General features: G+C 49.0%; 10 protein-coding genes, 1 pseudogene and 1 riboswitch. Of the genes and pseudogenes, 5 read left to right on the top strand and 6 right to left on the bottom strand.

Annotation, left to right across the window (positions count from 1 at the left end; all coding sequences use genetic code 11):
* The first annotated feature begins 37 nt into the window (after positions 1-37).
* A complete protein-coding gene (locus K331_RS31885) occupies positions 38-205 on the top strand; it encodes a hypothetical protein (RefSeq protein ID WP_156897650.1) in 168 nt (55 codons plus the stop codon).
* Positions 206-519: 314 nt separating this feature from the next.
* Here K331_RS31885 and K331_RS29410 read toward each other — a convergent pair whose 3' ends face one another.
* The 3 genes from K331_RS29410 to K331_RS0111810 are packed head-to-tail and all read right to left on the bottom strand — an operon-like array spanning position 520 to position 5288.
* The gene (locus tag K331_RS29410) at positions 520-1677 is read right to left on the bottom strand and encodes a response regulator (RefSeq protein WP_036634781.1); all 1158 of its coding nucleotides are present in this window, start codon (positions 1675-1677) and stop codon (positions 520-522) included.
* A 27-nt stretch (positions 1678-1704) separates the two neighbouring features.
* Positions 1705-2088, bottom strand: a complete 384-nt coding sequence (locus tag K331_RS0111815; RefSeq protein ID WP_028590444.1) for a LytR/AlgR family response regulator transcription factor — start codon at positions 2086-2088, stop codon at positions 1705-1707.
* Between the two features lie 23 nt (positions 2089-2111).
* Entirely contained in the window at positions 2112-5288 is a 3177-nt protein-coding gene (locus K331_RS0111810) for a hybrid sensor histidine kinase/response regulator (RefSeq protein WP_028590443.1), read from the bottom strand.
* A 398-nt stretch (positions 5289-5686) separates the two neighbouring features.
* On the opposite strand from K331_RS0111810, the gene pdaA reads away from it, so the two are divergent.
* Together pdaA and K331_RS0111800 are read left to right on the top strand one after the other, a co-directional pair.
* Positions 5687-6421: a delta-lactam-biosynthetic de-N-acetylase gene (gene pdaA, locus K331_RS0111805; protein WP_226383586.1), complete on the top strand. Its 735-nt coding sequence runs from the start codon at positions 5687-5689 to the stop codon at positions 6419-6421.
* A 326-nt stretch (positions 6422-6747) separates the two neighbouring features.
* A complete protein-coding gene (locus K331_RS0111800) occupies positions 6748-7830 on the top strand; it encodes a hypothetical protein (RefSeq protein ID WP_028590441.1) in 1083 nt (360 codons plus the stop codon).
* A gap of 164 nt (positions 7831-7994) precedes the next feature.
* Here K331_RS0111800 and K331_RS0111795 read toward each other — a convergent pair whose 3' ends face one another.
* Both K331_RS0111795 and K331_RS0111790 read right to left on the bottom strand, forming a co-directional pair.
* On the bottom strand, positions 7995-9029 hold the full coding sequence (locus tag K331_RS0111795) for an EAL domain-containing protein (protein WP_028590440.1): 1035 nt from the start codon (positions 9027-9029) through the stop codon (positions 7995-7997).
* A gap of 396 nt (positions 9030-9425) precedes the next feature.
* A complete protein-coding gene (locus tag K331_RS0111790; RefSeq protein WP_036634777.1) occupies positions 9426-11660 on the bottom strand; it encodes a bifunctional 2',3'-cyclic-nucleotide 2'-phosphodiesterase/3'-nucleotidase in 2235 nt (744 codons plus the stop codon).
* Between the two features lie 438 nt (positions 11661-12098).
* Here K331_RS0111790 and K331_RS32670 point away from each other — a divergent pair.
* Positions 12099-12527 (top strand): annotated as a pseudogene (locus K331_RS32670) (GNAT family N-acetyltransferase); the annotation flags it as partial.
* A gap of 190 nt (positions 12528-12717) precedes the next feature.
* Here K331_RS32670 and K331_RS0111780 read toward each other — a convergent pair.
* Positions 12718-13149, bottom strand: a complete 432-nt coding sequence (locus K331_RS0111780) for a pyridoxamine 5'-phosphate oxidase family protein (RefSeq protein WP_028590437.1) — start codon at positions 13147-13149, stop codon at positions 12718-12720.
* Positions 13150-13423: 274 nt separating this feature from the next.
* Positions 13424-13536: riboswitch (TPP riboswitch) on the top strand.
* A 296-nt stretch (positions 13537-13832) separates the two neighbouring features.
* On the opposite strand from K331_RS0111780, the gene K331_RS0111775 reads away from it, so the two are divergent.
* Positions 13833-14870, top strand: a complete 1038-nt coding sequence (locus K331_RS0111775) for an ABC transporter substrate-binding protein (RefSeq protein ID WP_028590436.1) — start codon at positions 13833-13835, stop codon at positions 14868-14870.
* The last annotated feature ends 7 nt before the right edge of the window (positions 14871-14877 follow it).

Genomic DNA, 14877 nt, shown 5'->3' with positions numbered 1-14877 from the left:
TGTAAGCTGGATTCAAGGGCTACTAGGAGCTCCTAACTTGCAGCTACCATTTGAGGAGTTCCTTATTACCATTCGAGGCTCCTTACTTGCAGCAGTCCTTCTCTCCTCTAACCAAAGCAAGACCGTTGCCCATGGTGTGATGACCACTGGCACGGTCTTGTTCTTTTACGTTATCTCAAGATTATTTACACGATCCCAAGATTAGTTCTGGCATCCTTGGCTCCTTCTGTACGACTGGGAACTCGGGCGATAGGCCTAGTGTCTCGTGCTGTATATGTCTGTCTCATGCTGTATATGTGTGTCTCGTGCTGTATATGTGTGTCTCGTGCTGTATGTTGTGTCTAATGCTGTAGGTGTGTGTCCCAGTTGTATGTCTATGTCCTATGCTGCAGGTATGTGTCTTTCTCTGTATATGTTGTCTTGCTTCACTGTTCGTCAAAAAATGTGCCGCCTGCACATTCTGTCGCCAGAGCTCGAAGCTGGTTCAGCCCATCTTCCCCCAGCGAGGTGTCCCTCCCATCATGCTGTATGAGACTGCTCCCCGGCATAACGCTCATATGCCTTACACATGTCGGCGGATGGCTCCACGCCAAGCTCTTCATATAGCAGCACAGAGAAGCGCTCATAGTGCTGGATCAGAGCTGTGTGATTCCCCATCTCATCGTATATGCGTAGCAGCTCGGTACATACCTGCTCGGAATACGGCTCCTTCTCCTGAAGCTGCAAGAGACGCTGGGCTGCCTTTCTGGAGTGTCCTGTACGGTGCTCTTCACGGGCTCGCAGCAGCATTCCCTCCACATAGAGCTCTCGCAGCTCCTCCTGACGGGAGTAAGCCCATACATAATCATGGTCCTCCAGATAATGTCCACGGTACTGCTGTAGCGCACGATCCAGCTGTTCATAATCCTCCTGGCCCTCAGGTGCGCTGCGAAAGGCTCGAACGGCCTGCTCAAAGGCATCCACATCTGTACTCCAGTGCCCTACATTCAGACGATAGCGGTCCAGATTAAATTCAAGCCGGATGCCCTCCAGCCATTCCTTCAGCATTTTGCGGATCTGGTAGACGGTGGTGTGCAGATGCACAACAGCTTTATCCATTGTATACTCCGGCCACAGGTCATCGAGGAGTTGCTGCTTGTTGACCCATTCTCCCCGTTGCTGAACCATGTAAGCGAACAGCTCCTGGGACTTGAGCGTCCTCCATTTGAAAGGCTTACCGTCAAACTCCTTCGGCACAGCCCCGGCGAGTGACGTTAACTCAAGGCGTTGGAAGCAGCGCACATCCGGTTCGGCCACCAGCGGCTCCACTGGCTGAGCCGGGCCCCTGCTTACGATTCGGTCAATCGTCTTGCCGAGCCGCTGAGGATGCACAGGCTTGAGCACGTAATCCAGTGCTTGCAGCTCAAAGGCTTCGATAGCATATTCTGAATACGCTGTGATGAAGACGATCTGAGCTCCTAGTCCAAGCTGCTCAATCCATTCAGCCGCCTCCAGTCCATTCATTTCAGGCATACCGATATCCAAGAATATCACATCTGTATGTGCTGTGCTCAAGTGCTCTATTCCCAGCTTGGCAGAGGTGTATTTGCCTGCGACTGTCAGCCGCCCGTCGTTCTGTAGGAGTCTTTCCAGTTGATTCAGTGCTGAACGCTCATCATCAATCAGAATAGCCTTCATAAGCCTTCCTCCCTGCTGTTGTTCTCTTTATAATAGTCGGCTTTCCGGCAAAGAGCTGCGCTTGTCCAGCAGCCCAATAGTTCTTAGTAGACGGTCTGCTGTCAGCGGCTTCAATATATAGTCCACTGCCTGCTTCTCAAAGGCATGCAGCGCATAATGGCGACTAGCTGTCACAAAGACAATCTCCGCTGCACATTTCGCCCGAATAATATCTGACATATCCAATCCAGAAATGCCTTCTAATTCTATATCGAGAAAAACAGCGTCAGGCTTTAGAGCTTCTACCTCATTTAATGCAATTTTGGGGTTACTTGAGCATCCAACGACTTGAGTCTCAGGCATATGCCCAAATATATCCTTCATTCTGCGCATATGATCTTCATCGCAATCCAGTAAGTATATCTTCAGCAAGCGTCCCCCTCCTGAGCAAATTATTATCCTTTCGCCGCGAATTCTCCAGGTAGCTTGTAAGGTACTTTGAAGCTGACCGTCGTACCCACTCCAGGTGTACTCTTGATATCAAGTCCGTGCCCGTATAAAGTCATCAATCTGCGGTGAATATTGCGAAGACCTACACTATTGCTATGAGTCCCCTCAATCAGAAGCTGTGGTAGCAGCTTAGGCAGAATTCCGACACCATTGTCACTCACCCGAATATGTATGTGGCTGTCTTCATGGTGTATTACAATCTGAATAAGTCCGCCAGTAGCCCTCTGCATAATTCCGTGCCTGATCGCATTCTCCACAATCGGCTGAATGGTTAGTGGTGGAATGAGAGCCTTCGCCTCCTCACTAATATCGTATTCAACCTGAAGCCTCTCCTCGAATCGTGCCTGCTCAAGGGACACATAGGCTTCTACAAGCTCAAGCTCCTTTTGCAGCGGAATCGTCTGATCGCGATTCTGGAAATCAAAGCTACCACGTAAATACTGACTTAAGTCCATCAACAGCTCAATTGCCCGATCCGGGTCCACCGTACAGGTTGAAATAATGACATTCAGGGCGTTGTACAGGAAGTGCGGCTTGATCTGGGCTTGTAAAAATGCCATCTCAGAGCGGACAACCTCCTGTGCAGAGGAACGAATATTCAGTAGTGTATGCACACGTACTCGCAGCTCCTGAGCATCCACAGGCTTGCGCAGAAAATCATTAGCCCCTGCCTCAAAGCCGACTTCAATATCACCAGGCAGATCCCTGGCGGTAAGCAGCAGGATCGGCAGCTCGGCCAGAGAATAGCTCTCACGAATCGCTCTGCATAGCTCTACTCCCGACATGCCCGGCATGACCCAATCCGTAATGACCAGGTCAATACGCTCTTGTCCAGACACATATTCCAAGGCCTCGGTCCCTTGATCAACAGCGATGACCCTGCAGCTAGGCGAGCTAAGCAGCTCCATTAGAACCTGCAGATTAATCGGGTCATCATCCACTGCCAGTATTGTATGCTGTCTCTCATCTGCAGGCAGAACGGCTCGCTGTTCTCCCGGAGACGATGAAGCAGACGTCTGCTTACCAGCCGTTGTCTCGTTCAGACTGCCGTACCTTACCAGCTCCGATTCGATCAGGTATTCGTTTAGGTCCAGTAGCTCTGCTGACATAGTCACGACAGGCTGCTTATGGCTTGCGTCGACAAGCGGGAGCGTGAAGATAAAGACAGAGCCCTTTCCTACCTCAGATTGTACTTGAATACGTCCACCATGCAGCTCAATAAGCTGCTTTGTAATATTTAACCCCAATCCGGTCCCGCTGTATGGAGATTGATCTGATTGGCCTCCGCGATTGAACAGCTGGAATATATCCTGAAGATGCTCCTTGGCAATACCAATTCCTGTGTCCTCCACTGTGAGCTTCAGCTCGCGTTCGTTTGACTCTGCCCGAATCGTGATCGTTCCTTCATTCGTGAACTTCACAGCATTCCCCAGCAGATTGTACAAAATCTGACTCAGTCGATCCTCGTCAGCGAGGACACGCGGAAGCTCCTCTGGTAGCTCCGTAATGAACACCACTCTTTTCTTGCCCACTGTATGACTTAGCACCTCCAGCACGGAGTATACAGCGGATCGTACATCTACAGCTCGAAGATAGAGCTGTAGCCTGCCATTTTTGAGATTCGAGAAGTCCAGAATATCGTTGACAAGGTATGACAGTCTACGCCCCACAGCTGTGATTAATCCCAGATTACTGAGCTGCTTCTCATCCAATCTCCCCTCTGAGCGCTCGATGGTGGACTGGGCAATGTTAATAATTCCGTGCAGTGGAGTTCTCAGCTCATGCGAGGTATTGGCAAGGAACTCATCCTTCAAGCCATCCAGCGTGAGCAAGCGGTGAGACAGGCTCTCCACCTCATAGAACGATTTGGCATACCGATGAGCCAGCAGGAGCGCCTGGGCACTGACGAAGATCAGGACTTCATAGGCAATCAAGCCCTTGATTTCCAGTCTCCCCACCAGATTCGTGATGGTTACTACAACCGTCATCATAATGCTGAGCATACTGGCGGTCATATATGTAACACTCTCCGGTCGCATGACCAGCCCCTTGGCCATGGCATACACCGAATAGAGCACACTTACGATGGCATACATTAGCAATACCGGCTCGGTAGTAGACATGATAATCGTAGGTAGCAGCAGGCCGATGGCCACCAACAATACAGTGCAGCCTGTCGATATCCAAAGGGCGATACGGTGCACCAATCCCTCTATATAGGTGCTCACATACCTTAGCAGGAAAAAATACACCAGTGTCGATGAGATCAACTGAATGCGCAGGATCCATTCATAGGGAATGCCAGGAATCGTACCTGCCAGCTTCTCACCCTGCACCAGACAGTACAGCAATGCGGCGAAGCAAAATCCACCCAAGTAGAGCAGAGACAGCTCCTTTTTCCGCAGACGGTACAGTACCATGAAATAGAGAGCAGGCAGGAAGAATCCAGCTGCAACCAGCAGATCCATAGCTAATGCCTTATTCCGTACCTGCTGAATGGAGCCTGTATCTCCGAAGAGCAACGGCTTGACCATCCCTCCTGAAGCATAGCTATAATTCGCTGCATGGATCGTCAGCTCAAGCGTGCTGCCATCTGTTTTGCCGAATCCAGTAAACGGAACATTCCCTGGTTGTCCAGTATCCGCTGTTCTGCTAGGCTCCCCACTGGCTCCGATCTCCGTATCATTCAGGTAGACACGACTCGCGGAGCGAATATTCTGCATGGTGACACCGTATACGTCCTCCTGCTCATCAGGCAGTAATATTCGAAGGCGGTAAGTACCAAATCCGTCAGGCTGACCATCCGGGAGAGCACTGTCCCATTTTCCAGGCACGGCTATGTATGATTTCTGAACCCTATTCAGCGAGTGCACATCCAGAGAAGCCTCTGTCATCCGCATAACAGGAGGGGATGGCGGTAGGAAGCGCTCCGAATAGAACTCCCATTCACCACGAAGCTGTACTACACCCTGCTCACGAAAGTTCCATTCACGAAGATCCAGCACTCCCTTCTCTGCACGCGGAAGCTCCCGGCTATCTGCGGACCACGCTAGGATGAGATACACTGGCAGAGCTACGGTCATTAGTACAACCACAGCTATGCTTACGATTTGCTTTTTCATAGATAAGAGGCTCTCCCGGTTTTTTAGTGTCTGGACAAGGAACCTGCCATTATCCAGCTGTAAGGCTATAGTAGCCCATTCACTGTCATCCGTCATCCTCTTACCCCAAATAAAGACCACAAATCATGGTAATTCTGATGTACCTCTCCAAATTGATTATAGATCGTGCCTCTGAACGGATTCTGAGCAATACAAGATCGAAGGTGGAATAGATACCTTTGAGAAAATTTATGCAAAAAGCTTACATATTTGCTCCGCTTCCTGACAAGCCTATGAGTATCCGTGTCGTGCGGAAGATGCACATCATGAACAGGAGGTTTAACGTATTGAAGACATTGATCGTGAAAAAGCTAGGCTGGCTCCTATTAGGTGGCTTGCTGATCCTGACTGTACCAGGCATGGACAGCGTAGCCACAGCGGCTGGAGACGGTCAGCCCTTTCATTTTGGATTCAAGAAAAGCCGTAACGGCGAGCTTCCATCCATTGCACAGGAAGGCTTCATGGACAAGCTGCAGGAGCAAGGAGCCGTCTTCTTGGGAGATACGAGCCACAAGGAGCTATATCTGACCTTCGACAATGGCTACGAGAATGGCTATACAGGCAAAGTACTGGATGTTCTGAAGCAGCATAAGGTACCGGCCGCCTTTTTCGTAACCGGACATTTCGTGCGAGATCAGCCTGAGCTGCTACGCCGAATGGCGGATGAGGGCCATATCATCGGCAACCACTCCTGGAGTCACCCGGATATGACTACACTATCTGCTGAGCAGATCCGTACAGAGCTGGACAAGGTACGCGAGGCAGCAGGCAAGATTACGGGACAATCGGAAATGAAGTATGTCAGACCACCGCGTGGTATCTTCAGCGGAAAGGTATTGAAGGTGTGCCAAGAGGCAGGATATACCAACGTATTCTGGTCTGCCGCCTACAAGGATTGGGATGTACAGCGGCAAATGGGCTCCAATCATGCCTTCCGGCAGGTGGTCTCACAATTCCACCCTGGAGCCGTTCTTTTGCTGCACTCGGTGTCCAAGGATAATATGGAGGCATTGCCTTCCATTATTCAGGCGGCCCAGCAGCAAGGCTATACGTTCAAGAGCCTCGATGAGCTGCAGCATAAAACCTACCGATAAGCATATATAGTACGTAGAACAACAAGGTGAATACCAAGCTGAATAACAGTCGACAGGCTCCTGCTTGCAGCGGCTCTATATTCACATTTGTAACCGGTCAAGGGTAAAGGAGTAGCCTCTCGACCTCTACACACATAGACCCCGGAATAGCTGCCTTCTCTGGATATAGGAGAAACAGTACAATTCCAGGGTCTATTTAGGTTGTACTTCGACCGTTCAAATTACCTATATAGATAAGAGGAGAAGTTATAGTCGGGCCCGGCTGGCTCCTTGATCACTGCAAAAGGATAACTCGTGGTACGATTCTCATGATGGGAGGAATTCGCATGACCTGCACTCAGGACAATCTGATCGGTGAAACGATGTCAGTCCCTGGCAACATCAATATCGACGTTGCCTCCGCTCAGCCACATGGTACCAGACGCTTAATGCTCAGTGACAACCCCGAGACATTGACGTCGACCAATGTACCCGAAGTGGACGGAACCTTATGGCATGATGTGGTCCACACTACCGACAAGACTGTACGGCATCGGATTTTTGGCTGGCACTACAACAAGACAGGTGGCCCAGTCCGTATCGGTGTTACGATCGAGAATAAGAATGGGGCACCCATGAGGCTTAGCCAACTGGAAAGAGAATTGAAGGTTGTGCCAGAGACTGCGAGCTGGATCATTGATGTCGGACAGTGTATTGCCAAGTCCTGTCTGGCCGGGACGATGGAGCGCATTCGTCCAGTGGATTCACTTCAAGCCTGTCGAGGTGTATCTCTGCTGGAACAATTCGAGGTGCCAGAGGGGTCTCTGGCTGGCTTCGTCTATGATCTGACGTTGACCCGTCCGGGACACCGAGGGAAGCTGGATTATGAGATCCGAACCGTAGTGAGTAAGGACCTAACTGCTGACTTGCGTGAGGTGGTATCAGCACCTCTACCGCCTGTTCCGCCACCACAAGCCCACCCCCGAGGAAGCTGGAGCTTCAGCGAGACGGACGCTATCATGCCGGAGTATATCATCGGTACAAGTGCTAATTATAGAGCTTGTGCTGCCTCACGGCTGGACGGAACAGTTCCGGCTGACCTGCTGTTCACAGCAGCACGTAGTGAACTAGGGCCAGCACTTGATAATCGGGGACAGTTCGGGGTCATCTACCATGTCACAATCCCGATCTATAACCCTCTACCGGAGGAACGCCAGGTACGCATTTATGCCAATCCACGCGGAGGTGCTTTTGCAGGCTCAGTACGACTGGACAATACCGTGTATGGCATTCCACTCCTGCGTAACAATACCCAAGTCTGTAGACTTGCAGACATAACTGCTCCTCCAGGCCGTAGCTCGTATTCGTTCAGCTTCATGGTGGCTGGCAGTGCCAGTACTCCACTTGGCATTTATGTGACGAGTCCTTAATTATCCTTAATCATCCTTAATTAGTCCCTAATTACTTCTTAAGATGATCCTCAGCGCAATAAAGCACACAGGTCAAGGGATAAAGGTTCTCCCGGGTCCTGTGTGCTTTATTATAGTCCCACATATACGATAATTGTGTCCTTATGTATGCATCCCAGCCAGTCTTATGCAATGGATACATAATTCAGCGGCTCCTGCTGCGGACGTCCGAACAAATAGCCTTGGGCCAGCGGAATTCCTGCTTGCAGACAGTATAGATAATCCTCGCGATTCTCAATCCCCTCTGCAAGTACTTTTCCATGAAAAGCTTTAGCCGATTGCACAATTCGCTCAATCTGACGCTGCTTCTGCGGATCACGGTGACATTCGTGAATGAGACTACGATCTATTTTCACATAATCAGGCTCAAGTCTGTTCATGAGCTCCATCGTCGCGTACCCGGCTCCCAGATCATCCAGAGCCACGGCAATCCCGTGTCTGCGATATTCATCGAAAATACGCTTCAATACATCCAGGTCTTTAATTTCCTCCGTCTCAACGACCTCAAACACAAAATCAGCAGGATCAAGCGACAGCTTTGCAATGATGTCAAAGGAGTGCTGGAGGCAAAACTTCGGATTTCGGATAGATGAGGGCAAAAAATTCACAAATCGCTTCGTACCCCGAGGCAGATATCTCGCGCTTGTCTCAATAGCTTTGACGCAAGCAGCTCGGTCCAGATATGTATACAACCCTGTGCTTCGAGCCACCTCGAATAATTGATAGGGTGAGATCAATTGCTCATGTGATGACTGGCGAAGCAGAAATTCATAACCGATCACTTGCAGATCCTGATCCACAATGGGTTGCATATGGCTGCTGAATTCCCGCCTAAGAATAAGCTGCACTATATCGTAATGCTCCAGACGTGCCCGCAGCATTGCAAGTTCTACCCACTCTTCCGACAGCAGGTGTACAGCCGATTCTTCACTTCGGGATTTCAGCTTTCCTTCCAAGGCCGATTCCTCAGCTTCCAGGAGAAGAAACAGTTGCAGCAGCTCGTCCCAATTCGAATAGGAGCATCCCATGACATGGTTATCCAGCAACACGACGTGTCCTATTTGCTGAAGCTTATGTCTAATGCTTCCATCCACTGGGCGTATCCATAACGTCCCCTCTGTGCGGATCGGGGGAATAGTACTGCAGCTGCCACAATTCATAAATATGGGCCTCCCTGGAAACTAAATTTCCTTTTTTATGAATATCATAACATGTATTTTAGAACAATAGGACTACTTTTTCGACGCATTTTTTACTTTTCAACAATTATCCACAGCAAAAAAGGCCTAAAGAACTATAGTTTCGAGTTCATTTACGAAAAAAAAACTGCGTATGAGTGCATATACATCGTCGTGCATAATTATATGCATAACTTAAAATTTATCGACATACTTCTACATAAACAATCCACATGTATCCGAAACCTTTTTAAACCAATCTAAACCAAATACAGACAAGCCCTGTGCTCTTGAAGGAGCCACAAAGCTTGCCTGTATGAGTTGACCAACTTCAGCACCACAGGTGACTGTCACCAGGCCGATTGTAATAACAGCAGCTTACTTAGGCAATACGATTTCTTGCCCTACCTGCAACTGATACACATTTTTGATATTATTCAGCTTCGCCAGCTCCTGCCAGCTCACGCTATACTCCAGGCCGATCCGGTACAGGTTGTCACCCTTCTTCACAATATAGCTACCCGGCTTCGCGGATGCTGCAGGTGTAGTAGGTACAGCTGTTGGCTTGTCAGCGGCCGCTGGCTTCGAGTCCTTGGAAGCCGTCGTCGGCTTCGCAGCAGGTGCTGTCGGCTCTTCAGTGACTGTTGGCTTTGCACTACTTGATACTGAAGATTTCAGTGTGTACTTCGCAAAGCCATCCTCTTGCGTGCCTGCGAAGGACATCGTTGTACTGGAAGCCGTCAAGCTCTGAGCACTCGGCGAGGATACAAAGGTAACCTTGGCATCGCCAAACGGAGCAAGCGACCAGTTATTGTCCGCCGTCGGGTTAATCGTCCCGTTATCACGAATATAGTCGATAATTACCTGACGGTTCTCGTCTGGTGATGCGATTACGATGCGCTTGCCATCCGGATTCGCCAGCTTGGAGGAGGAAGCGCGATAGTTATTGGTAGCTACGATGAACTCCTGCTTCGGATCAATCGGCTTGCCATCATAGCTCAGATCCTTGATCCGGCTAGCTGATGGATTTAACACTGTACCCTTGGCATCGTACTTCGCAGGCTGTGTGACATCAATCTGGTAGTTAACTCCATCGATCACATCAAAATTATAAGTTGGGAAGTCACCATTAATCAGTTGCTGCTCATCGGTCTTCAGCGGATCAATCTGGTTGAATTGCCCAGCGGACCACTCCAGCCATTCCTTTACTTCAGCCCCTGTGATCTTCACCGCATATACTGTATTCGGATAGACATAAAGGTCAGCTACGTTCTTAATCGCAATAGTACCAGCCGGGATGTTCGTGTAATACGATGCTCCCGAGCGTCCTCCCGCCTTGAATGGCGCTCCAGCAGAGAGGACAGGCAAGCCCTCATATTCGGTTCCCTGCAGGTGCTGCTCGATATACCACTTCTGTGCATTCGTCACAATCTGGATGGATGGATCATCCTGTACCAGAGCGAAGAAGCTATTGATTGGGGCTGTTGTCGTTCCAACAGGCCCACGTACATACTCCAATGTCTCTTCATGCTCATGATACACGGCATCCAGTACATCTTGATCTGCTTCTACCAATGGTTTCTTGTTGGCTTTGTCATAGATGGCGCGTACTTCCGTGGACGAGTCACTCACTGTCCATTCGCCGCCCGTCAGAGTCAGCTCCAGATCAATGATTCCGAGGTGATCTCCCCAGTACCCAGGCTCAACGGATGGAACACCATTAATCGTGCCCTTCTCCAGGTCTACGCCTGGCTTGTCCTTGAAGTCTGCACTTGGGAATACCTTGTGAGCATGTCCGAACAGGATTGCGTTAATCCCCTCTACCTTGCTCAAATAGAGCACGGAATTTTCCATCAGTGGCGTCTGTGGAATATCCTCGAAGCCAGAGTGCGGGATCGCCACGATAATGTCGGCGCCCTCCTCCTTCATCTTCGGGATGAATTTCTGTGCCGTCTCCACCATATCCTTGGCAATTACCTTGTCAGTCAGATGCTTCTCATCCCACTGATTGATCTGTGGCGGTACGAATCCGATCACACCTACCTTGACGGTATGCTCCTTGCCTGCTTCATCCTTGACTGTCTTGTCCAGAATCACATAAGGTGTGAAGTAATTCTTCTCCTGATCCTCTGCATAATACACGTTGCTGTTCACATATGGAAAATCAGCTCCCTCAAGCGTTTGCTTCAAGAAGTCTAGACCATAGTTAAATTCATGATTTCCCAGGTTGCCGGCGTCATAATCCAGCAGATTCATGGCCTTGTATACCGGGTGAATCTCCCCCTGCTTCAGCGGGTCTACCTTGGCTACATAGTCGCCCAGCGGATTGCCCTGAATGAGATCCCCGTTATCGAACAGCAGGCTATTCGGTGCCTCTTCACGAGCCGCCTTGATTAGACTGGCTGTCTTGGCAAAACCATACTCATCTGTGGCCTTATCCGCGTAATAATCATAGTTAACCATATTGACATGTAGATCGGTTGTTTCCATAATACGTAGTTTGACCGTAGCATTACCTTCCGCCGCCGATGCAGACCAGCTGGGCAGTACCCAGACATTCGCTACCAGCAAGACCGCAGCTAATCCCTTGTACAGACTTTTTCGCGAACTCAAAATATAACCCCTCCCGTACAATTATGTATGTAACCGAATCCAAATGCACGATTCACTGAACATTTTAATCTAACTTGGGTCAATTGAATAGAGATATGTAAACATTACGTTAACGTTATTTTTACAATAATTGACATGTGAACGCGGGGAACAAGCACGGAGAATCCAAGGAATGGGAGAAGATAGTAGCTTAGGCTTCACGATTCCATGTGGACATTAATTGGCATTATTTATGTTATATGATTCAATATACTAGAGAGGCTGGATCAGCCTGCACAAATCAAAATAGGTGAGTGGTATGCCAAATAAGCCAAATAATCTATAGATGGCAGATTGACAATAACACAGCTGTTAAAGGGAGATATATTATGAAGGTTAATCTACGTGCCCACTCCCCAGATACTAATTTTGAGATTGAATGTAAGGATATCATTAGACAACAAACAGTTCTTTGATGCTGTATCGCAAAGCAAAGACATTGGTGAGCTACGTCTACGATTAGGAATTATCTTGAAAGAGACCGGGGAATTTATCGGTTGGTGTTGTTCAGGAATTAAGGAGGAATTACCAGCGCCAAATCGAGAAATCATGTATGCCATCTCTAAGGACCATAGAGGTAAAGGCCTCACAAGGGATGATCAATTATTTATTTGAGCATACGAACGTTGCGGTGCTTATTGCTGTTGCTCTACTTTATAACGTTCCGTCGAACAGGTAATACAAAAATGTGGATTTAACTTCCAGCGCATTATTGAGATAGTTTCCAAGAAAGCAACTATATATGGTTTTATCGTCGCTCTACTTAGCACAGGAGTAATAGCACTTGGCTATGTGTCTGTGTACGTAATAAAGAAAATTCGCAAATGAAAATAGTCTTCCTTTTAAAGGCCTCGCGATGGATTTAGCGCTCTAGTACCACACCTGGGTGAGGAAACTATAGAGGAGAAATAGAATCTCTCATTGATTATGAACTTGATAAAGAGGATTGGGACGGCAACCGTTAGAGAGTAAGACCGCCATGAGAATTCCTGACGGCCTTAATGACAGCCTCAATGCCTTACTTCTCCCAGACCTGACGCTCCATACCCTGACCTGTGTACTCAATACGAGCAGGTGTAATATCCAGAATCACATAATCTGGGTCATCCGGGCCTGAGAACCACTGCTTCAGCTCATCGTTCCACAGCTCATGACGCAGCGACTCCTGCTTCGTAATCTCACAGGTCCCCTCTACCTCAACAACTTCCTTAGTTCCTCCTGCTTCATAACCAAGCAGCAAATACACATTCGGATTGTCCTTGAGCTCTTCCACTTTATGTGTCTTGCGACTCGTAGCCAGATGAATATTGAGACCATTATTGAAAAGGGCCATGTAGCGCACCTTTGGCTTGCCGCCTTCGACAGTACCCAGCGAGCAATAAGGATTTTGCTCCAGAGCCTTGATGATGCTCTGCTCCAGTTGTTCACGATTTTTTGTTGCTGTACCCATGATCATCCGCTCCTTTTTGTTGGTATTATTCACAACATTTGTTCGAAATGATGCATCACTTACTTGTACCCTGTCCGTTCTGCCTTGAACCGAATCCTGAACCGGAGCCCTTGAACTGAGACCGACGTCACCGCTGTATAGAGAAAGCCTCTAGGCAGCATATCTTCTGCGCACAGCAACAATATCCCACTATGGACAGCTGGAGTGGAAAGGCCTATAATTACACCTGTGCAGACACATATCTACATATGCTGGCTGTAGCACAAAAAATTCATAACCCTGTCAGGGGTGCTGGAATCGGCCGGCTGAGATTGTGTCCCGCAAATGACACTGACCCTTTAACCTGATCTGGATAATGCCAGCGTAGGAAGCCTTAGTCCATGTCCATCCCGTTCGATGGCCATGCTCCTTATTCATCGCATACGTCCCGGTCCGGGGCGTTTTTTTGTGTTCGCTCGGCAGATGTACAGATTCACTCCAAATTAGGAGCTGCTAGTCCCATAGAGTACCCATCGTTGAAGAATACTATGCTTAACCTATGGGTAAAGAAAAAAGGAGAGATGATCTACATGACACAATTACGAAGCACTACAAGATCTACTGGTTCTTCAAGCAATTCAAGCTCTTCAGGCTCTTTGGGGATGGACTCTTCTCACAGCACTCGAATAGTTCATCAACGTCGGATGTCTGTCAAATGGACAGGTACAGCTCTCCTACTGGCCCTTATGCTCTTGCTGAGCGCTTGTGGAGCTGCAGCACCTACGCCACCGGCTGGCGAATCTGGGGAATCCTCCAGTCAAGGAGCCTCGGACTCCACTCCGGAATTGAAGGACATTAAGGTCGTACTCGACTGGACGCCGAATACGAACCACACAGGATTATACGTAGCCCAGCAAGAAGGTTATTATGAGCAAGAGGGGCTGAAAGTAGAGATTGTGCAGCCAGGCTCTGGCGGAGCCGATCAGATGGTCGCTTCCAACGCCGTTCCTTTTGGCATCAGCTATCAGGAAAGTGTGACTCAAGCTCGTACACAGGATGTACCACTCGTCTCCATTGCCGCGGTTATTCAGCATAATACGTCAGGCTTCGCCGCTCCGGTGGATCGCAATATCCATTCCCCCAAGGACTTTGAGGGAAAAAGCTATGGCGGATGGGGCTCCCCCGTTGAAGAAGCAGTGATGAAATCCATTATGGAGACTGAGCAGGCCGATGTTAGCAAGGTGAAAATGGTGAACATGGGAAGTGCAGACTTCTTCACCGCAGTCAAACGAGATATTGATTTTGCATGGATTTTCTACGCTTGGACAGGAATTGAGGCAGAGCTACGGGGCGAGCCGCTTGATATGCTATATGTCAAGGACTACTCAGACAAGCTCGACTACTACACACCAGTCATTGTGACCAATGAACAGACAATCCAGAATGATCCCGAGCTCGTAAAGGCCTTCATGAGAGCTACAGCCAAGGGCTACCAGTATACGATTGAGCATCCTGAGGAGGCAGCAGACCTCTTGATCCAGGCTGTGCCAGAGCTGAATCCTGAGCTTGTTCGCGCCTCTCAAACATGGCTGAGCCCCCGCTATCAGGATGACGCATCACAATGGGGCTTGCAGAAACAGGAAGTATGGCAGGGCTATGCCGATTGGATGTTCGAACGCAAGCTACTGGATAAGGAGCTTGAGGTAGACAAAGCATTCACGAATGACTTCCTGCCGCAATGACGAATGC

This window comes from Paenibacillus massiliensis subsp. panacisoli DSM 21345 (assembly GCF_000426545.1).
GTDB classification, from domain to species: Bacteria; Bacillota; Bacilli; order Paenibacillales; family Paenibacillaceae; genus Paenibacillus; species Paenibacillus panacisoli.
The sequence above is the reverse complement of the archived record's forward strand: the minus strand, read 5'-3'. Positions and strand labels throughout refer to the sequence as shown.